Here is a 16,753-nt window from a genome sequence, read left to right on the forward strand (position 1 = left end):
CCATCTCCCTCGCCCCTCAGATCATTGCGAGGGCGTTGGAGACGAGTGTAGCAGCATCGCCATCGTGTGCAAAACCGGCGCGGTCCGCCGCTGCCGTGGTCAGCGGGGGCTGCGCGGCAAAGGCTGCTTCGAGCGATGGATCGGGCTGGTAACTGACCAGATCGGCCGCCACCCCGCACTGACGGGCGATTTCCCCGGCCAGATCGCCCATGGCAACGCGCAATGCCGGAAGCGTCACCGCGCGGGTGTTCGGCATCAGCCCACTGTCGAGGTTGAGGGCATGGACCAGGTTGTCGACGCAGCGCGTCACCGATTGCGCCCAGATCGTTCCCTCGGCCGAGACCGGGCAGACAAAGCGCTCGCCGGCCTTTAGCGCATGGAACAGGTTGGAAATGAAGGCCGATTTCAATCCTGACGGTCCCTTGGGACGGGCCAGAATGCCCGACAGGCGAACGGTGACGCCATCGATCAGGCCGCGGTTGGAAAACATCGCGACGGCATGCTCCATCATCGCCTTGTGCCCGCCGTAGATCATCTTGGGGCTGAGCGGGGTACCATCGTCCACCTGTGCCGGGAACGGATCGCCGAACACCGCGATCGAACTGGCATAGACCACGCGCAGGCCGGGATTGAGCGCGGCCGCCTCGAGCAGCAGGTCATACATCGCATCGACGTTGATGCGCCGCGACAGCGCAGGATCGGCTTCTGCCGCGCCGCCGGGCACCGTGGCGAGGTGGACCAGCGCATCGCACCCCTGCGCCAGTGCCGCCCCCCGCACGGCAGCATCGCCCATGTCCCCCACGATCAGCCGCGCCGGCGCGGGCAGATCGGCGGGCATGGTATCGAGCCCGGTAACCTCGTGGCCGGCGCCGACCAGCCTGCCGACCAATGCCCGACCGACAAAACCGCCAGCGCCCGTCACCACGATATGCATTGCGAAACGCTCCTTAGAAATTGCCGGAAAGACGCAGGCCCCAGGTCCGCGGGGCGGAAAAGTGCCCGACGGCCATGCCGAGCGGCGAGGCCTGCGGCGCAAGGTCGCGGCGCTTGTTCTCGATGTTGCGAACAAAGCCGGTAAGCGCCAGGCTTCCGTTGGCGGCGCGCACCGTCAGCGACGCGTCGGTCGTCCAGTAGGCGGGAATGCGCTCGAAATCGAGATATTCGAAAGCGCCCCACTGGCTGTCGCGCCAGGCAGTGTTGACGTTGGCCACCAGTTCGACATCGGCGTTGAGCGGCACCACCTGTTCGGCGCCGAGGTTGACCGTCCACTTCGGGCTGAACAGCAGCGGATTGCCCGAGCAATTGAAGTCCTTGACCGGCGCACCGCCAGCGACGGCCCCGGTATAGGTGAACGGGCAACCGATGTTGTCACGCGGCGAGGCGGTATAGAGGTGGAGGTCGTTGTACTTGGTATCGAGGTACTGGACCTTGGCGCTGAGCGTGGTGCCACGGGTGGGCTTGACCACGAGATCGGCGTCGAAGCCCTTGATCGTGGAACGACCGGCGTTCTCGTTCGAGCTGATCAGGGTGCCGCTGGTGTCAACGGTGAAATAGGTGATCTGCTGGTCGCGGTACTTCCACAGGAAGCCCTCGAGATTGAGCTGGACGTGATTGTCAAAGAACCGGTTCTTTGATCCGATGGTGTAGGCGGTGATGAACTCGGGCAGATACGAGGTCTTGCTCTCGGTCATCTGCAGGCCGCCGGCGCGATAACCGGATTCCGCTGTGGCGTAGAGCAGGCTGGTGGGCGTGACATCGAATTCGGCCGAGGCCTTCCACGTTACGCGCGAATAGGTCCTGCTATCGACGACGGGGTTGTAGGTCTTGAGAATGGCGCCGACGCCATTGACCAGCGGAAATACCTGATAGCCGGGCTGGTTGGTGCTGTTGCCAGCGATCCAGCCGTTCGACTTGAGCCAGTTGATCGTGTCGCCGGTGTTCAGGAAATTGGGATAATAGGGCATGTTGCCCGGCGTGGCGCAGCCAGCGCCGAACGAGGCCGGCGGCGTGATCAACGCGGGGGGCGGCCCGCCGCAGAACGTGATAAAGTTGTTGATCAACCCATCGATCGACTTCTTGTCGTGGGTATAGCGCGCGCCGCCGATCAACCGGAACCGGTCGGACACGTGGGCGGTCAACTGGCCAAACGCGGCATAGCTGTCGGTCTTGTGGCGATAATCCACCATCGGCAGCACGAATTCCTGGTTATACTCGTCGTTGGCCTTGATCTTTTCATTGAAGTAGTAGGCGCCCAGCACATAGTCGAGCATCCCGGTCTTGCCGGAAAGGCGGGCTTCCAGGCTGGTCTGCTTCACCTTTTCGACGGTGTGGGCCACGTTGAAAGCCGGACCATAGAAGAAGGAATTGTCGCTGCTTTCGCGATAGGCCGGGATCACCGTCAGCTTGCCGATGCCAGTCTTCCAGTTGATTTCGGCATTGACGCCCCAATAGGTGCTGTCCTGCCGCTGATCCTGGTTCATTGCGCTGAGGAAGCCGAAAGCCGGCGCGCCGATGTTCTGCGCACGGAAAGCGTTGGCGGCAGGGGTGTTGAAACCCTCGCTCGAATCCAGGTTGGCGGGGAAGAAGCTATAGCCCGTGGGGCCAGGAATATACCCGCCGATATAGCTGCCGCCCGCGCCACGGCCGCCCAGGTGGGTGTAATCGGCGCCGATGCGCACCGACAGGTCGCTGCTCGGCTCGACCAGGAACTGCGCGCGCAGCGAGCCGCGCTTGGCATCGTCGGTGCCATCGCGGTTGTAGCCATCGTGGGTGGAATAGGCTCCGCTTACGCGCAACGCGGAATTGGCGCTGGTGGCCAGGTTGACGTGGGCATCGGCATCCACGGCATTGTAATTGCCAGCAGAGATGTTGAAGCCCATCGAATTGCGGCCGATTTCGGGATGGGCCGGAATGATGTTGACCGCGCCGCCGGTCGCGTTGCGACCATAGAGGATGCCCTGCGGCCCCTTGAGCACTTCCACGCGCTGCAAGTCATAGAACGCCGCGCCGAACACGCCGCCGCCGCGGCCGAGCACCACGCCATCATAGCTGGGGGTGACCGCCGGATCGTTGTAGCTGCTGGTGGTGATGTTGCCGACGCCGCGAATGAAGATCGAGGCGATATTGCCGCCGGGCTGCGGGATCGAAAGCGAGGGCACCGCCTTGGTGATGTCGGCCGACGAGGTGATGCCGCGCTGGGCCAGATCGTTGCCGGTGACGGCATCGATCGCGAGCCCAGCCTTTTGCAGCGATTCCTCGCGGCGCTGGGCGGTGACGATGATTTCGCCGATCCCGCCATTGTCCGCCGGAGCTGCGGCGGTCGCCGTGGCCGTGGCCGTTGCAGGCTGGTCCTGGGCGGGCGTTTCGGCCGCGAATGCCGGCGTGGCGACAATGGCCAGGGCGCTCGTGGCGAGCAGAAGGGTGCGCATGGTTTTTCCTCCCCGTAAATGTGGCGCTTGAATTGCTTGATCTTGCGGTTAGCCCTGCCCGCGGCAAATATCTCACCGATTGAATCGATAGATCCCTATCCACAGTTCGGATTTGTACCGTGTGCCCGCTTCGTTAGGTCATGCCCCCTATGAACCGGGAGACAATCAGCAGCATCGCAACGGCGCTTGTCGTTGGCGGCGGTATCGGCGGCATGGCAACGGCGATCAGCCTGGCCGAGCGGGGAGTGAAGGTCGACTTGATCGATCTCGACCCGGAATGGCGGGTCTATGGCGCCGGGATCACCATCACCGGCCCCACCCTGCGCGCGTACCGCCAGCTTGGCCTGCTCGAACAGATCAAGCAGCAGGGCGCCATCACCAGCAAGACGCGCCTGTTCCGCTATGACGGCCACCACATCCTCGACCTGGAAGAGCCGGTAATCGAGGAAGGCCTGCCCGCAACCGGCGGGATCATGCGGCCGATCCTGCACCACATCATGCAGCGCCGGGTTACCGAACTGCAGATCCCGGTCCAGCTGGGCCTGACCGTGTCCGCGCTGGAGAACCGCGACGATGGGATCGACGTGCGCTTTTCCAACGGAACGGAAGGCCGCTATGACCTGGTAGTGGGGGCAGACAGCGTCGCTTCGGGCGTGCGCAGCATCGCCTTTCCGCACATGGGCCCGGCACAGCCGACCGGCCAGGGATGCTGGCGCATCTCGATCGCCAAGCCGCCGGGGCTCAACGCCAGCGAGTTCTTTCTGGGCCATGCCAATCCGGCGGGGATCACCCCCTGCGCGCCCGACAAGATCTATTTGTGGATGCTTACCCCGCATGTGGAGCGCGAGCAGCACATGGACGAGGAAGAGCTGTTCGTCACGCTCAAGGACCTGCTGCGCGACTTCGGCGGCAATGCCGGGTGGATCCGCGACACGATGACGCGCGAGGACTGGATCAACTATCGCCCGCTCGCCGCCGTGCTGCAGCCGCGCGACTGGTTCAACGGGCGGATCGTGCTGGTGGGCGATGCCGTGCACGCGACCACGCCGCACTTGGCATCAGGCGCCGGGATGGCGGTGGAAAGCGGCATCGTGCTGGCCGAAGAGCTGGCGCGGACGCCGGACGTGGCCAGCGGGCTGCGCGCCTATCAGGAACGGCGCTTTGACCGTTGCCGCGACGTGATCGAGACCAGCGTAGCCGTGGGCCAGTTGCAACTGGAAAACGGTGACCCGCAAATCCACGCCAAGATGCTGGAAGGCGCGCTGCACCGGCTGAACGCGCCCTACTGATCCCGAAGCGTAGAAAGTCAGGTGGCGGCGCGGCGTGACACCACGAGCGCCGCCACGGCAACGCCCAGCCCGGCCAGGGCCGCGTGGCCAAGCACGGCAAAGGCCGGCATCAATCCACCCCAGTGCAGCGACAGGGCCGTCACCACCAGTGGGCTGAGCCATTGGCCCAGCGCAAAGGACGATTGCCACACGCCCGTGCCCCGCGCCCGCACCTCATAGGGCAGCAGGCTGATCGACCAGACCAGCAGCGTGGGCAGCAGCATGCCCCCACCGACCTGGTTGACGAAGCAACCCGCCAGGAACATCGGCACGCTCGTGCTATGCCCCATGATGGCAAAGCCTGCTGCGATCAGCGCAAATTCGGCACAGAGCAGGCGCAGCGGCCCCTGCCCCGCGATACGCGTGTAGACGAACGTGCCCAGCGGCACGCCCAGGCTGGCGAGCGAGGTGAACAGGCCGATGCGCGCGGCGCTGACAAGGCCAAGCTGGACCAGACCCGACGAAGCCTGGATCTGCACGGTGTAAAAGAACACCGAGCCATAGATGGTAATCGCCACGATGACCGCGAGGCGGCCCCAGGGGCTGGACGCCGCCGCCGGCGCGGAAGATGCCTTGGGCGTAGCGGCAGCGGGCTCGGTATCCCAGGTATAGCGCCAGACCATGGCGAACATGATCAGCGCCGCGCCATAGACCCAGAACGAGGTGCGCCAGCCGAAATCGCCGAGCACGCCGCCAAGATTGAAGAACAGCAAGGCAGAGACCGAGGCAAAGGCGGTTTGCCCGGCCAGCCAGCGATCGCGCGCCGGGCCGGTAAAGTAATCGCCGATCATGGTGGTCGAGAGCACGTAGATCAGCGCTTCGGCGATCCCGACCGCAACGCGCGAGGCGAGAATGGCCCAGAGGCTGGTCAAGACCAGCGGCGCCATGCCGACCACCGCATAGAGCACGAACGCCATCAGCAGCAGGCGACGCCGGCCAAAGCGATCGCCCAGCAGCCCTGCGACCGGGCACAACAAGGCGACGCACAGCGACGGCAGGGTCAGGACCATGGGCACGAGATAATCGTGGCCCGGAACATGGGCATATTCCGCCATGAGGCGCGGCAGGACCGGCGCGAGCAGAACCACCGCCATGGTCGTGAGGGTAATCGGCAACAGCAGGGATATTCCCGTCATCGTACCGGCTTGCTGTTGTCTCTCCACGTGCATGCTCTTTCCTGGCTTATGAGCCCGAGACCATTCCCGGCAGCGCAGAGCGCGTCCAATTGATAGCGCAGGGCGCAATCGATCGGTCTTGTCGATAGGCGCGACAGGACCGATGGCAATGCATCCAAAAAGCGAAATCCATGCGCGGAACAGGGGATGCTAGGATCGGACAACGGCAGGGCCACACCTGCGATGGAGAGGAAAACGACCATGACCCTTGCCGAAACGCTCTTTTCGGATCTGGCCCGCGGACAGCGGCGGTTGGCAGGGCGCGTGGCCGTGGTGACCGGCGCGGGCGCCGGCATCGGACGCGGGATCGCGCGGATGTTTGCGGCGCAAGGGGCAACCGTGCACGCGCTGGATATCGATGCGGCAGGCATTGGCGCGCTGGCCGAGGAAACCGGCGGGGCCGTACGGGCCTGGCCGATAGACCTGCTGGACGAGGCAGCGGTGCAGCAGGCGATCACGACGATAGGCAGCGAGACGGGGCGGATCGATGCGCTGGTACCGGCAGCAGCGATGGCCGTGTTCAACTGGATCGACACGATGACCTATGCGCAGTGGCAGCATACCTTGCGCGGCGAACTCGACATCGTGTTTCTCTGCACGCACGCGGCCTGGCCCTGGCTGAAGGCGAGCGGACGCGCGGCGATCGTCAATTTCGCCTCGGCCAATGCGCACGTGGCGCTCAACGGCTCCCCGGCGCTGGCGCACTGCGCGGGCAAGGGCGGCGTGATGGCGATGACGCGCCAGTTGGCGATGGAAGGCGCGCCCCATGGCATCCGCGCCAACACGATCTCGCCCGGCCTGATCCTGACCCAGCAAACCGCGCGGCACATGGCATCAGATCCCGGGTTCGAAGCGTTTGCGCTGGAAAAGATGATGATCAAGCGCATCGGCCAGCCCGAGGATATCGCCTGGACGGCGACGTTCCTGTGTTCGGAAGAGGCAGGCTATATCACCGGGGCGGATTTCCGCGTGGACGCCGGCTCGACCGCGTGGTGAAGCAGCGCGGCTGACCTTTCCCGGCAGATCGCGCGGTGTCAGCTGCCGTCGCTGATCAGGGTGCCGCCATCGGCGACGAGATTGTGGCCGGTGACGAACCCGGCAGCGGGGCTGGCAAGGAAGGCAACCGCGCCGGCGATCTCTGCCGGAGTGCCGGGGCGGCGCAGCGGCGTCATGGCCATGCGGCGGGCCATGAAATCGGCGTTGTCGAGCAAGGGCTGCGACAGTTCGGTGGCGACAAAGCCAGGCGATACGGCGTTGACGCGCACACCGCGCGGCCCCCATTCCACCGCCAGGTTGCGCGCCAGCTGCGCCACCCCCGCCTTGGCCAGGGCATAGGCATTGATCCGCCCATTGCCGCGCAAGCCGGCAAGGCTGGCGACCAGCACCGCTGCACCAGCGCCGCCTGGCGCCGCGGCAATATGCGGCAGCGCCAGGTTGCACAACACGACCTGGCTGCGCAGGTTGATCGCCATGACCTGGGCGTAATCATCCATGGCCAGATCGGCAAAGGTGCCGGGGCGGCCGGTGATCCCGGCATTGCACACCAGAATGTCGAGCCGCCCGCATCGGGCCATCGCGAAATCGACCAGCGCCGCCTGCGCGGCATCGTCGGTAACATCGCAAGCCATGCCGGGCATGCCAAGATCGGCAGCAACGCGGGCCGTGTCGGCCGCGCTTTCGCTGGAGATGACGACCTGCGCCCCTAGCGCGATCAGCGCCTGCGCGATCGCCAGGCCGATGCCCCGGGTAGAGCCGGTGACGATCGCGCACTTGCCCGACAGATCGAACATGGCCTCAGTCCGGCTTGTCTTCGGGCAGCGGCTGGCCGTTGTGGAGATAGGCCGGGGCCTCGATCAGGATGAAGGCAATGCGGCAGGGCTTGTCGGTGGTGTTGCGCCACAGGTGATTGGTGCCGCGCTGAACGATGATGCCGCCCTGGCCGATCGTGCGCTTAGCGCCGTCGTCCAGTTCCAGCTCGATCTCACCCTCCAGCACGATGCCATAGTCGATCGAGTTGGTGCGGTGCATCGGGCTTTCCTTGCCCGGCAGCATGTCGACGATGCGGATGACCGAGCCGCCGTTGAGCGTGAGGCCCGCCGGACGATGGCGACCATCGGTTTCGTCATTGTTGTCGGCCGGCACCGTCGCCGTGGTCCACACCAGCAGGAACGCCCCATCGCCCGAAGGGATCAGCTTGGTAGGCGACACGTCCTCTGACTTGAACACCGCCCGGCCATTGGCATCATGGCCGGTAACAACGCGCTGTACAGGGGGAAGACCGGAATCGGAGATTGGCGAGTTCATGGGCATGTTCCGTAGTTGATCAGATGAAACGGACGGGTTCAACCAGCAGGTGGCGCGTTGCCGCAGGGGCCAGCACCGGCTCCGCCAGATCGGCAAGAACGCCGGCAATCACGGTGGGATCGGCCCCGGCGGCAAGGCCGATTTCATCGAACTGGGTGAACGGAAAATCGCCTTCGACGACCCGGGCCAGATTGGTGACCACGCCGTGGACGTCGTCCCGCGCGGCGATCGCCGCCAGGGCCAAGGCCCACCGCTCGATATCCACGCCGCGCGCCGCACGAAATACCAGAAGCTTGGGCAGCGCATCATCAGCGCCGGGCGCCACGACGCGTTCGGCAGCGAAAAGCGCGATCGAGCCATCCCGTTCGCGGAAGTTGTCTTCATCGGGCCCAACGCGCAGACGATAGGCTTCGCTTGCCTTGGACGCGGCCATGGCGGCGGGTTCGGCAAAGCGGATCACGGTGACCGCATCGTGATCATCGAGCAGCGGCAGGCCCGCAAGGTCTTGCGCATAGTGGTGGACATAGCCGGTGAAACCGCCCGACACCGCGGGCTCACCCACCACCATCGGGCCGTGCACGGTTTCGAGATGACGGCGCAACCCCGCGCGGCCAAGCCCCAGCCGCGTGCGCGGCAGGATGACCAGCTTGACCGGGCCGGCGGGAGCGGCGTCAGCCACGGACCACGGTCTGGTTCAGCACGCCGAACGGCGCGCGGCCGGCCGCATCGACTGCTTCCATGCGCACGCTGTCGCCAAAGCGCATGAATGCCGTCTTGGCTTCGCCAAGATCGAGCATTTCGATGCCGCGCCGCTCGGCAATGCAGGAAGAACCGATCTCGCGGAAGTTGGGGTTGGACACGGTGCCCGAGCCGATGATCGTGCCCGCCACCAGATCGCGCGTGCGCGCCGCATGGGCGACGAGTTCGTGGAAGCCGTGGCCCATCGGCTCGCCATTGGCCGCGCCAAACCGTTGGCCGTTCCAGTCCACGCGAAGATCGAGACAGACGCGCCCGTCGCGCCAGGCATCGCCCAGTTCATCGGGCGTGACGGCATAAGGCGCCATGCCGCACGGGGGCTTGGCCTGGACCCAGCCGAACCCGGTCTTCATTTCTGGCCCGGCGAGCGTGCGCAGCGACCAATCGTTGACCTGCACGACAAGCCGGATGTGGTTCATCGCCTCGGCGGCAGATGTGCCCATGGGCACGGCATCGACGACTACGCCGAATTCGCCCTCGAAATCGATGCCGAGCGCCTCGTCGGGGAACTTCACCTCGCTGAGCGGGGCGTAGAAGCGATCCGACGTGCCCTGGTACATCAGCGGCGCGCCGGTCTTGATCGGCGTAATGCCGAGCACGGCATCCATCAGATCGCCATGGGACTGGAACGCCGAGCCGTCGAGCCATTGCCAGGCGCGCGGCAGGGGCGCGAGCACCTGCGCCGGATCGAGCGGCTCAGAAAAAGTGGTGATCGCCGCGAGTTGCGGCGCAACGTCGGTCCACCGTTCCAGCGCGGCCTGCAAGGTGCCCACCGGCGCGGGCGCGTGGGACCGGCCATCTGGCGATACGACCACGAGCCGTCCATCCGGCGTTCCATCCTGCAAGGTGGCAAGGCGCATCGATCGTGTCTCTCCAAGTTCTCGTTTCGCAACGACTATGCGGGAGGCGGGCCACGCACAACGGCATCTCATCGATAGCTTCGCATCGAAACTATGCGATGGTTCGGCCCCAAGGCGGCTGGCAGGGCACTGCAAAGACAAGCCGACATGGAGAGTTTGGTGGCGATTTACCTCAAGCGCGGTGCGACGGCGGAAGCCAAGGCGGACGCGGACCGCAAGGTGCGCGATACGGTGGAAGCGGCGCTCGCCGCGATCGAAGCCCGTGGCGACGCGGCCGTGCGCGAGATGAGCATTCGCTTCGACGGATGGGACCGCGACGATTACCGCCTGAGCCAGGCCGAAATCGACGCCGCGGTGGACAGCCTGACCGCGCAGGAGCGCAAGGATATCGAGTTTGCGCAGACCCAGGTGCGCAACTTTGCCCAGGTACAGCGCGAGTCCATGAAGGACGTGGAAGTGGAAACCATGCCCGGCGTGGTGCTGGGCCACAGGAACGTGCCGATCAACGCCGCCGGCTGCTATGTTCCGGGCGGCAAGTATCCGCTGCTCGCCTCGGCGCACATGTCGGTGATCACCGCCAAGGTGGCCGGCGTGAAGCGCGTTGTCACCTGCGCCCCGCCTTTCCAGGGCAAGGCAGCGCGGCATATCGTGGCAGCACAGGCACTGGCCGGGGCCGACGCGATCTATGCGCTGGGCGGCATCCAGGCGATCGGCGCCATGGCCATCGGCACGCAGAGCATCGACCCGGTCGATATCCTGGTGGGCCCCGGCAATGCATTTGTCGCCGAAGCCAAGCGCCAGCTGTTCGGCCGCGTCGGCATCGATCTCTTCGCCGGGCCGACCGAGACGCTGATCATCGCCGACGAGGTGGGCTGCGATGCCGAACTGGCCGCCACCGATATCCTTGGCCAGGTCGAACACGGGCCCGACAGCCCCGGCGTCCTGCTGACCAATTCAGAGAAGCTGGCGCGCGAGACGATGGCAGAGATCGAGCGGCTGCTGCAGATCCTGCCCACCGCCGACCACGCACGCAAGGCGTGGGAAACCTATGGCGAAGTGATCGTGGCGGAAAGTTACGAGGAGATGGTGCGCATCGCCGACGACATCGCCAGCGAGCATGTGCAGGTGATGACCGCCGATCCCGATTACTTCCTGAACAACATGACCAACTATGGCGCGCTGTTCCTGGGCCCGCGCACCAACGTCTCGTTCGGTGACAAGGTGATCGGCACCAACCACACCCTGCCGACGCGCAAGGCCGCGCGCTATACCGGCGGCCTGTGGGTGGGCAAGTTCCTCAAGACCTGCACCTACCAAAAGGTGCTGACCGACGAGGCATCGGCACTGGTAGGCGAATATTGCAGCCGGCTGTGCGCACTGGAAGGCTTTGCCGGGCATGGCGAGCAGGCCAACGTGCGGGTGCGCCGTTATGGCGGGCGCAACGTGCCCTATGCCGGGCAAGCCGCCCCCAGCGAGCTGACGCGGGCATGACGGAGCGGCCGGTGTTGCCGACCACGCCATCGTTCCGGCTGGACGGGCGGCGCGCGCTGGTTACCGGCGCGGGCCGCGGGATCGGCCTGGCAATGGCCGCAGCGCTTGCCGATGCAGGCGCGACGGTCACGCTGGCGGCACGCAGCGCCGACGAGATCGCGGCAGCCGCAGCGGCCATCCGCGATGCCGGTGGGGCTGCCGAGGCCGTGGTCCTCGACGTGGCCGACCATGCGGCGGTTGCAGCATTCTTTGCCGACCGCCCGGCCTTTCACGTGCTGGTCAACAACGCCGGAACCAATCGCCCCATGCCGATGTGGCAAGTGGGCGAAGCCGATTACGATGCGGTGATGGATCTCAACGTGAAGGCGGCGTTCTTCGTGGCGCAGGCCTGCGTACAGGCGATGATCGCCCAGGGCGTGCGCGGCAGCCTGATCCACATCGGCAGCCAGATGGGCCATGTCGGTGGACCCAACCGCAGCCTCTACTGCGCGAGCAAGTGGGCGCTGGAAGGCATGAACAAGGCCTTTGCGCTGGACCTTGCCCCCCACGGCATCCGCAGCAACACCATCGCCCCCACGTTCATCGAAACCCCGATGACGCGCCCGTTCTTTGCCGACGAAAGCTTCAAGGCGAGCGTGCTGGGCAAGATCAAGCTGGGGCGGCTGGGCACGGTGGAAGACCTGATGGGCGCGGTGCTGTTCCTGGCGGGTGACGCCAGCGCGCTGATGACCGGGACCAGCCTGGTGGTCGACGGCGGCTGGACCGCAGACTGATTTTTCACAAGGAATTTGCACATGTTCGAGCCGTTTCCCGGAAACTACATCTGGAACCTGGGGATCAACCTGGCGCTGATCGCCGGCGGCAACCATGGCGAACTGGACGAGGTATGCCGCCCGGTGCGCGAGGCCGCCAAGGCCGGCGCCGATGCCGGATCGGCACAACTGTTCGACAGCTGGATCGCGGTGGCAGACCAGGTGACGCGCAATGCGCAAGCCGACGAAGCGGAAGGCTTCCTGCTGTCCGCCGGAACCAAGTATCTGCGGGCATCGGGCTATTACCTGGGGGCAGAGCGACTGCAGAGCCGTGACTATGCCCCGCGCTGGGCGGCCTACGACAAGGGCCTCGAACTCTATCTGAAGGGCGCCCGGCTGCGCGGGCAGCATGTCGAAAAGGTCGAGATTCCCTACGAGGGATCAAGCTATACCGCGCTGTTCTACCACGATGGCTCGGGCACGCCGCGGCCCACGCTGGTGTCGGTCAACGGGCTCGATTCGATGAAGGAACAGGTGGCCATGGCCGGCCACGCCGCAGTGAACCTGGAGCGCGGGATGAACACTCTGTTCGTCGACCAGCCCGGCACCGGCGAGGCGATCCGCAAACGGGGCCTGCCGGCGGTCTATGACGCGGAGCGCTGGGGCAGCCCGGCACTGGACTACCTGCTGACACGCAGCGACGTGATCCACGATCGCATCGGCATTTTCGGGCTGTCGTTCGGCGGCTATCACGCCCCGCGCATCGCCGCCAATGATCCGCGCTATGCCCTGTGCGCGGTCATGGGGGCAAACCACGTGTGGGGCCAGCGCCAGCGCGAGCGCGTGGCCAACGAGGGCGAGAACCCGGTGCCCCACTACTGGGACCACGTCATGTGGGTGTTCGGGATCGACGACCGGGATGCCTTCCTGAACTATGCCGACAGCATCACCCTTGACGGGCAGGTGGAAAAGATCCGGGTGCCATTCCTCGTCACCCATGGCGAAAACGACCGCCAGATTCCCGCCTTCAACGCCCAGCGCAGCTATGACCAGGCGGTCAACAGCCCGAAGCGCACGCTGCGGGTGTTCACCAAGGCTGACTTCGAGGTGGAGCACTGCGGCGCGGACAACGGCACGGGGATGCGCGACTACATCGCCGATTGGTGCGCACAGACGTTTGCGGAGATGGGGTGATGGCAGCCAGAGCAGCAGCGCGCTGATGGCCGACTTCGTCTTTCACCACGCCGGGGTCTCGGTGCCCGATCTGGATGCCGCGATCGCCTGGTATCACCGGGTGCTGGGCTTCACCCTCGAAAAGCGCTTCTACATCGAAGCCGCGCGCAGCCACACCGCGATGGTGCGCAAAGGCCCGCTGCGCTTTGAAATCTTCGAGGTGGAAGGCGCGGCACCCCTGCCCGAAGACCGGCGCCACCCGCCGCGCGATGTGAAGACCCACGGCAACAAGCACGCGGCGTTTCAGGTGCCAGACCTCGACGCGTTCCTGGCGGAGATGGAGCAAAAAGGCGCCGACATCGCCTTTGTCGTGCGCGAAAGCTTTGGCAAAGGATGTTTCATCCGCGATTGCGCCGGCAACCTGATCGAGTTCGTGGAAGAGCCCGAAGCCTGACGGACGTGCCGCAGGCCCGCGCTGGGAAAGCAAACGTCGCCAAGCGCAGGCTGCAGGGCAAGGAATATCGGCAATTTTACGCAAGCGGCCACGCGCGTCACCGCTGTTAATCAGTGATTAAATCGGGTTGACCCTCACTCCATGCGACCTTACTGATCGCCGCTCGATAACGGGCTGCGACCGGCGGCGAATGGAGAGATGACGTGGCAGGCTTCCGCTTCAGCGTATCGCGCTATGGTATCGTACCTCTGCCGGCTGCGCGCCGCGCCGCCATACAATGGCGTGCGCGTGGCATGGCGGCCACCTCGGCTTTGCTGGCGGTGGCAGCACTCCTGCCTGCCGGCCCCGCTGTTGCGCAGTCCGGGATTTCCACCGAAGCCGTGGCGGCCCCCGCCCAACCCGACACAGTGCTGCTGCCCACGGCGGAACGCGTCGACCGCGAGGTCTGGCACAAGAGCGACGGCGGCAGGCTGGCGGTGCGCAATGTCACCCGGGCAACGCTGACCCTGTTTCGCCCGGCAGAGCCACGCACGCGCGCGGCCGTCATCATTGCCCCAGGCGGCGCGTTCCTCGGGCTCGAAATGGACAAGGAGGGCTGGCTGATCGCCCGCTGGTTCGCCAGCCACGGAGTCACGGCATTTGTTCTCAAGTACCGGACATTGCCGACGCCGCCAGACCAGAAAGTGTTCGTCGCCGAACTCGACAAGATGATTGCAGGGCAGCCCAGTGTTCTCGCACCGCCTGCCGATACGCCACCAGCAGCGCTGGCCGATGGCCTGGCCGCACTGCGTTATGTGCGCGGGCATGCGGCTGAACTTGGCATCGATGCAAAGCGCGTCGGTTTCATGGGCTTTTCAGCAGGCGGCTTCCTCACCCGTAGCGTGATCGAGCACGGCGGTGCCGACAAGCCCGATTTCGCCGCGCCGATCTATCCCAACATGGGGCCGATGCAGGTCCCGGCCGATGCACCACCGATGTTCGTGGCGATTGCCGCCGATGACTTCCTGCTCGCCCGGCAACAGGGCCTGCCGTTGCTGGAAAGCTATCGCGCTGCGGGGCGATCGATCGAGTTCCACCTCTTCTCGAAAGGCGGCCATGGCTTTGCCGCCGCAGCGGCCGGATCGCCGGAAGAGGGCTGGCTGGACCTGATGCTCCGCTGGATGCGCACCCAAGGCCTGCTGGCCGAACGAGGAGACAAGTGATGCAAACCGATCGTCGCAGCCTGCTCGCTTCGGCCATGGCACTCGGCGCTGTCGCCGGCACGCCGGTGCTGGCCCGGGCGGCGCAGGGCGCACCGCGCAGCCCGGCTTTCCCATCCGGCTTCCTTTGGGGCGCCTCGACCGCCGCGCACCAGGTGGAAGGCAACAACCTCAATGCCGACCTGTGGGTGATCGAGAATCTGCCCAACACCATGTTCGCTGATCGATCGGGTGATGCTGCCAACAGTCTGGAGCTGTGGCCGGTGGATCTCGACCTGGTAAAGGGCCTTGGCCTCAACACCTATCGCTTCAGCCTGGAATGGGCCCGGATCGAGCCTGACAAAGGGCATTTCTCCAATGCCATGCTCGATCACTACAAGGCGATGATCGCCGGGTGCCGCGCACGCGGGATCAAGCCGGTCGTTACCTTCAATCATTTCACCACGCCGCGCTGGTTCGCCGCGCAGGGCGGTTGGGGCAACCCGGAATCGGTCATGCTGTTTGCCCGCTTCTGCGATCGGGCAGTGCGCCATCTTGGCGCCGGCATCGAGCTGGCCTTGACCTTGAACGAGCCCAACCTGGCCGGCTTGCTGGGCGAATTGCTGCCCGCCCAGCTGGTTGCTGGCGACAAGGCCATGCAGGAGGCCGCCGCCCGCCAACTGGGCGTGGCGCGGTATGCACCCGGCGTGGCGATCTGGGTGGAAGAGCCGGCCACCTACCGCGCCCACATGATGGAGGCCCATCGCCGCGGCGTGGCCGCCATCAAGAGCGTGCGGCCCGACCTGCCGGTCGGCGTCAGCCTCGCCATCATCGACGACCAGGCGATCGGGCGCCATTCGCTGCGCGATCGCATGCGCGAACGCTACTATGGCGAATGGCTGCGCCTGGCCGCCCAGACCTGCGACTTTATCGGGGTGCAGAACTACGAACGCAAAGTCTGGAACGACCGTGGCGTGGTCCCCCCACCGGCCGACGCGCGCAAGAATTTCACCGGCGCCGAGGTCTGGGCGGGATCACTGGCCGGCGCGGTGCGCTATGCCTGGGAAGCAACCAAGCTGCCGGTCTATGTGACCGAGCACGGCGTCAACACCACCGACGATTCTCTGCGCCAATGGCTGATCCCCGCCGCGCTGGCCGAACTCAAGCGCGCTATCGACGATGGCGTCCCGGTCCGCGGTTATATGCACTGGTCGCTGCTCGACAATTTCGAATGGGGTTTCGGCTACGCCCACCGCTTCGGCTTGCACAGCGTCGACCCAGCCACTTTCGCTCGCACCGCCAAGCCGAGCGCTGCCGTGCTAGGCGCCATCGCCCGACGGAACAGCCTGTAATTGCCGATATCTGGGGGACGCTCTGGAGCGTGGTCCTGGTGGGCGGTGACGGGCTCGAACCGCCGACCCTCTCGGTGTAAACGAGATGCTCTACCAACTGAGCTAACCGCCCCCATGCGGGGAAGCCGCGCATTTACGGCATTCTGCGGGCACGTCAACCACCCTTCCAACGGAACAGAGCGGAACCAAGCGGAACAGATCGGCACCTAGAGTCCCGACATAGTCCCGACCGGATCTGCCGCCGCACTGCGCGCATAATTTCGCAAAGCATCACCCATCTCCGGTGGCGTCCTCTCGATGGCAGGATTTGCGCAAAAGCTTGGGCCCTTAGGGTCGATTTCCAGCTTTTCCGGGTAGGGTTCGCAAGTCGGTTATCTCGGTTACATTGGCAGAAATCAGCCATTTTTTCGGCAACACAGAGGGCAACACGGCGGTTATCTGGTAACCTCTATATAAAGGAATATTCCATGTAATTTATATACAATAACTTCAATGACATAAC

At 65.3% G+C, this 16,753-nt stretch carries 15 protein-coding genes and 1 tRNA gene; 8 read left to right on the plus strand and 8 right to left on the minus strand.

Going from position 1 to position 16,753, the window contains the following annotated elements:
- Window positions 1-16 precede the first annotated feature (16 nt).
- Window positions 17-934, minus strand: coding sequence for an NAD-dependent epimerase/dehydratase family protein (locus C8K14_RS20695; protein ID WP_022675231.1), 918 nt, complete (start codon window positions 932-934; stop codon window positions 17-19).
- A 13-nt stretch (window positions 935-947) separates the two neighbouring features.
- Entirely contained in the window at window positions 948-3,428 is a 2,481-nt protein-coding gene (locus C8K14_RS20700; protein WP_107718864.1) for a TonB-dependent receptor, read from the minus strand.
- Between the two features lie 149 nt (window positions 3,429-3,577).
- On the opposite strand from C8K14_RS20700, the gene C8K14_RS20705 reads away from it, so the two are divergent.
- The gene (locus C8K14_RS20705; RefSeq protein WP_233251174.1) at window positions 3,578-4,717 is read left to right on the plus strand and encodes an FAD-dependent monooxygenase; all 1,140 of its coding nucleotides are present in this window, start codon (window positions 3,578-3,580) and stop codon (window positions 4,715-4,717) included.
- A gap of 17 nt (window positions 4,718-4,734) precedes the next feature.
- Here C8K14_RS20705 and C8K14_RS20710 read toward each other — a convergent pair whose 3' ends face one another.
- Window positions 4,735-5,892: an MFS transporter gene (locus tag C8K14_RS20710; protein WP_233251175.1), complete on the minus strand. Its 1,158-nt coding sequence runs from the start codon at window positions 5,890-5,892 to the stop codon at window positions 4,735-4,737.
- A 240-nt stretch (window positions 5,893-6,132) separates the two neighbouring features.
- Here C8K14_RS20710 and C8K14_RS20715 point away from each other — a divergent pair, with 240 nt between their 5' ends.
- Complete coding sequence (locus tag C8K14_RS20715) at window positions 6,133-6,927, plus strand: SDR family NAD(P)-dependent oxidoreductase (RefSeq protein ID WP_107718868.1); 795 nt, start codon at window positions 6,133-6,135, stop codon at window positions 6,925-6,927.
- A 38-nt stretch (window positions 6,928-6,965) separates the two neighbouring features.
- On the opposite strand, the gene C8K14_RS20720 is transcribed toward C8K14_RS20715, so the two are convergent.
- From C8K14_RS20720 to C8K14_RS20735, 4 genes are read right to left on the minus strand one after another with little or no spacing between them, the layout of a single operon-like run.
- On the minus strand, window positions 6,966-7,721 hold the full coding sequence (locus C8K14_RS20720) for an SDR family NAD(P)-dependent oxidoreductase (protein ID WP_107718870.1): 756 nt from the start codon (window positions 7,719-7,721) through the stop codon (window positions 6,966-6,968).
- Window positions 7,722-7,725: 4 nt separating this feature from the next.
- On the minus strand, window positions 7,726-8,235 hold the full coding sequence (locus C8K14_RS20725; RefSeq protein WP_022675237.1) for a cupin domain-containing protein: 510 nt from the start codon (window positions 8,233-8,235) through the stop codon (window positions 7,726-7,728).
- A gap of 19 nt (window positions 8,236-8,254) precedes the next feature.
- A complete protein-coding gene (locus tag C8K14_RS20730; RefSeq protein ID WP_107718872.1) occupies window positions 8,255-8,914 on the minus strand; it encodes an EthD domain-containing protein in 660 nt (219 codons plus the stop codon).
- Window positions 8,907-9,851: a fumarylacetoacetate hydrolase family protein gene (locus C8K14_RS20735; protein WP_107718873.1), complete on the minus strand. Its 945-nt coding sequence runs from the start codon at window positions 9,849-9,851 to the stop codon at window positions 8,907-8,909. The genes C8K14_RS20730 and C8K14_RS20735 overlap by 8 nt, the downstream gene beginning before the upstream one ends.
- Before the next feature lie 159 nt (window positions 9,852-10,010).
- On the opposite strand from C8K14_RS20735, the gene hisD reads away from it, so the two are divergent.
- The 6 genes from hisD to C8K14_RS20765 all read left to right on the plus strand — a co-directional run bounded on the left by hisD (window position 10,011) and on the right by C8K14_RS20765 (window position 16,251).
- Window positions 10,011-11,342 carry a histidinol dehydrogenase gene (gene hisD / locus C8K14_RS20740; protein ID WP_107718881.1) on the plus strand — a complete coding sequence of 444 codons (1,332 nt, stop codon included), beginning with the start codon at window positions 10,011-10,013 and terminating at the stop codon, window positions 11,340-11,342.
- Complete coding sequence (locus tag C8K14_RS20745) at window positions 11,339-12,115, plus strand: SDR family NAD(P)-dependent oxidoreductase (protein ID WP_062788104.1); 777 nt, start codon at window positions 11,339-11,341, stop codon at window positions 12,113-12,115. The genes hisD and C8K14_RS20745 overlap by 4 nt, the downstream gene beginning before the upstream one ends.
- A gap of 21 nt (window positions 12,116-12,136) precedes the next feature.
- Window positions 12,137-13,288, plus strand: coding sequence for an alpha/beta hydrolase (locus C8K14_RS20750; RefSeq protein WP_022677466.1), 1,152 nt, complete (start codon window positions 12,137-12,139; stop codon window positions 13,286-13,288).
- 25 nt (window positions 13,289-13,313) lie between these two features.
- Window positions 13,314-13,721 (plus strand): VOC family protein, encoded by a 408-nt coding sequence (locus C8K14_RS20755; protein WP_107718875.1) that lies wholly within the window; start codon window positions 13,314-13,316, stop codon window positions 13,719-13,721.
- Between the two features lie 203 nt (window positions 13,722-13,924).
- Window positions 13,925-14,923, plus strand: a complete 999-nt coding sequence (locus C8K14_RS20760) for an alpha/beta hydrolase (RefSeq protein ID WP_233251177.1) — start codon at window positions 13,925-13,927, stop codon at window positions 14,921-14,923.
- A complete protein-coding gene (locus C8K14_RS20765) occupies window positions 14,923-16,251 on the plus strand; it encodes a glycoside hydrolase family 1 protein (protein WP_107718877.1) in 1,329 nt (442 codons plus the stop codon). Before C8K14_RS20760 ends, C8K14_RS20765 begins: the two co-directional genes overlap by 1 nt.
- 36 nt (window positions 16,252-16,287) lie before the next feature.
- On the opposite strand, the gene C8K14_RS20770 is transcribed toward C8K14_RS20765, so the two are convergent.
- Window positions 16,288-16,363 (minus strand) — tRNA-Val (locus tag C8K14_RS20770).
- Window positions 16,364-16,753: the final 390 nt, after the last annotated feature.

Origin of the sequence: Novosphingobium sp. GV079 (assembly GCF_003058045.1) — a bacterium.
Taxonomy (GTDB): Bacteria; Pseudomonadota; Alphaproteobacteria; order Sphingomonadales; family Sphingomonadaceae; genus Novosphingobium; species Novosphingobium capsulatum.

What these genes read in the sequence shown, in the direction of transcription:
- C8K14_RS20710 (WP_233251175.1), bottom strand. Translation starts at nt 5,892, where the DNA reads ATGACGGGAATATCCCTGCTGTTGCCGATTACCCTCACGACCATGGCG.
- C8K14_RS20755 (WP_107718875.1), top strand. Translation starts at nt 13,314, where the DNA reads ATGGCCGACTTCGTCTTTCACCACGCCGGGGTCTCGGTGCCCGATCTG.
- C8K14_RS20725 (WP_022675237.1), bottom strand. Translation starts at nt 8,235, where the DNA reads ATGAACTCGCCAATCTCCGATTCCGGTCTTCCCCCTGTACAGCGCGTT.
- C8K14_RS20705 (WP_233251174.1), top strand. Translation starts at nt 3,578, where the DNA reads ATGAACCGGGAGACAATCAGCAGCATCGCAACGGCGCTTGTCGTTGGC.
- C8K14_RS20695 (WP_022675231.1), bottom strand. Translation starts at nt 934, where the DNA reads ATGCATATCGTGGTGACGGGCGCTGGCGGTTTTGTCGGTCGGGCATTG.
- C8K14_RS20700 (WP_107718864.1), bottom strand. Translation starts at nt 3,428, where the DNA reads ATGCGCACCCTTCTGCTCGCCACGAGCGCCCTGGCCATTGTCGCCACG.
- C8K14_RS20715 (WP_107718868.1), top strand. Translation starts at nt 6,133, where the DNA reads ATGACCCTTGCCGAAACGCTCTTTTCGGATCTGGCCCGCGGACAGCGG.
- C8K14_RS20735 (WP_107718873.1), bottom strand. Translation starts at nt 9,851, where the DNA reads ATGCGCCTTGCCACCTTGCAGGATGGAACGCCGGATGGACGGCTCGTG.
- C8K14_RS20765 (WP_107718877.1), top strand. Translation starts at nt 14,923, where the DNA reads ATGCAAACCGATCGTCGCAGCCTGCTCGCTTCGGCCATGGCACTCGGC.
- C8K14_RS20750 (WP_022677466.1), top strand. Translation starts at nt 12,137, where the DNA reads ATGTTCGAGCCGTTTCCCGGAAACTACATCTGGAACCTGGGGATCAAC.
- C8K14_RS20720 (WP_107718870.1), bottom strand. Translation starts at nt 7,721, where the DNA reads ATGTTCGATCTGTCGGGCAAGTGCGCGATCGTCACCGGCTCTACCCGG.
- C8K14_RS20745 (WP_062788104.1), top strand. Translation starts at nt 11,339, where the DNA reads ATGACGGAGCGGCCGGTGTTGCCGACCACGCCATCGTTCCGGCTGGAC.